Origin of the sequence: Gelidibacter sediminis (genome assembly GCF_004364975.1) — a bacterium.
Classification (GTDB): domain Bacteria; phylum Bacteroidota; class Bacteroidia; order Flavobacteriales; family Flavobacteriaceae; genus Gelidibacter; species Gelidibacter sediminis.
Map to the genome: position 1 here is coordinate 1 of NZ_SOBW01000001.1, position 2,032 is coordinate 2,032.

The following is a 2,032-nucleotide window of genomic DNA, read 5'->3' on the forward strand; positions in this document are numbered from 1 at the left end:
CAAGGCATAGCAATCTGAGTTTTGGTTCAAATTGCAAGTTAAAAAGTGTAAACGATGTTTCTATAACTCTGTAAAGGATGTTTGTATATCGTACCGTATTGTGTACAACGGTTTTGTATATGATACGTTGCGTGGTTTAGCACGTAATTTAGCAAATATAAACCGAATAGAAAATCCGCAAGGATTTTCGTAAGTAGGCTAGTACTAGCAATGGATTATATACGTTGTTGTGCGTAGGTTTTATTCGTTATTTATTTCCGATTTTAATATTTATTGTTTCTATTAATATTTTTAGAGTTCTAATTTCCGTATGCAATAATTCAAATTCAGTTTTAACATTTTTTAATTTCAAATCTATTAATTCAAATTTCTCAATAAATTTTTCGTCCAGATTTTTACTTGATAAGATTGAATTGTTTAATTCATTAACACATTTTAATTGTGTTTCGTTGGTTTGGTCATTAAAATCTAATCTGTAAATGATTTCAGTTAACTTATCCTCAATTTCTGCAATTCTTTTCTCCATATTTATTATTCATTATTTAGCCATTTTCCTTTTGAGAAATCAGGTTCGTAACATTTAAAGTCAAATCTTATTTCTTCGTCAGTATTTAAGTCAATTCCAATTAACTTACCTTCATACGTTCCCCAATTTTTATGTTTAAGAAATTGCCATTTGATTTTAACTCTTAAACTATCTTTGTTTTCAAGAGTTTGGTCACAATTTGCTTTAATCCAACCTTCAGACTTTTCAAGATTCGGTTTATTCATTCTCCAATGGTTATCATAAGTTTTTGGATAGTAAAAAGTTGGTTCAAAAATTATTGGAACTCGCTCAATAGTTTCGTTTTGTTCTTTTTTTTCTTGGTTTCCACAACCAATAAAAACACTAACCAAAATTATACTAAAAATCAGTTTGATGATATTATTGTTCACTTTTATCTTAATCAATTCGTTAATTTTCTTGTCGTTCGTGGGTTTGGTCAACTTACGCACAACGGTCTTGTATATGGCTCGTAGCGTGCAAATTAGCGATTACTTTTCGGTTTAGCACGAGCCGAATTTTTTAATTTTCTTATTACCTTTTTTTCTCAATAAGCCAAATTTAAAAATTTGGCGACTTTCCAAATATGCCTTAACTTTGGATTAAGCAACTACCAAGCTATGAGCTATATACGGTGTTGTGGTGCGTATTTTTAATCCGATATATTTTCATAAATCAATTTATTCTCTTTTTTTAAAATTGATATTCGATTGAAAGTTGGTTTATTTCCTATTTCATTCGGTTTGTAATATTCGTAGATGTATTTTCTTTCCGTATGATAGTTAGCCGTAAATTCTTTATTTTCATTGTTTTTGGAATATCTTGGTTTATCAATTCTAAAGTCAAATTCATTGTCTACATTTTCTTGAAAATTATCTGCTGAAATAATTTTTTCTATTAATCTTATTTTATCTTTTTCAGAAATTGTGAGTTCAAATCGATGGTAAAAATCGAAAATTCCTGAAAATTTGTTAGAATTCAGTTTGAAATTATCTTTGAGTTCGATATCGTGCTTAGTTAATAAATTCTCTGCATCCGATTTAAAAAAAAGTTCGTCTTCGAACACTACTGAAAGTATCATAGTCAGCACAGCAATTGATAAAATTCCAGCAATCCATTTCCCTAATTTTCTTTTTCCAAAATGTTTTGGAATCCAGTAACCAAGATAAATTAATCCGACGACAATTCCGATAGCCAGAAATATAATTAGAAACCAAAATATTAAAAAAGAATCCATTTTAATTTAGTCAATTCGGTTTTTTTATATGCACCACAACGTTTAGTGTATGAGCAGTGGCGTGGTTCGTCACGGACAATTGCAAACAAGTACTTACCATTGGAAATTCCGCAGGAATTTCCAAGTAGGCGAGGACAAGCCATTGCTTATACACATCTTAAGTTTGATTTTTAATAAATCAGTTAACTTTAAGTATTAATCAGAAAGAACAAAAGAGCGGAGTAAGGTTACTATACACGGTGAAGCTTTGG

3 protein-coding genes are annotated in these 2,032 nt (G+C 29.7%); all 3 read right to left on the minus strand.

Annotation, left to right across the window (positions count from 1 at the left end; translation table 11 throughout):
* Positions 1–247: 247 nt before the first annotated feature.
* Entirely contained in the window at positions 248–526 is a 279-nt protein-coding gene (locus BXY82_RS00005; protein ID WP_133756136.1) for a hypothetical protein, read from the minus strand.
* A gap of 5 nt (positions 527–531) precedes the next feature.
* The gene (locus BXY82_RS00010; protein ID WP_166643234.1) at positions 532–951 is read right to left on the minus strand and encodes a hypothetical protein; all 420 of its coding nucleotides are present in this window, start codon (positions 949–951) and stop codon (positions 532–534) included.
* Positions 952–1,196: 245 nt separating this feature from the next.
* Positions 1,197–1,781, minus strand: a complete 585-nt coding sequence (locus tag BXY82_RS00015) for a hypothetical protein (RefSeq protein ID WP_133756138.1) — start codon at positions 1,779–1,781, stop codon at positions 1,197–1,199.
* Positions 1,782–2,032: the final 251 nt, after the last annotated feature.

Coding starts and splice junctions, on each gene's coding strand:
- BXY82_RS00015 (WP_133756138.1), bottom strand. CDS start 1,781: ATGGATTCTTTTTTAATATTTTGGTTTCTAATTATATTTCTGGCTATC.
- BXY82_RS00005 (WP_133756136.1), bottom strand. CDS start 526: ATGGAGAAAAGAATTGCAGAAATTGAGGATAAGTTAACTGAAATCATT.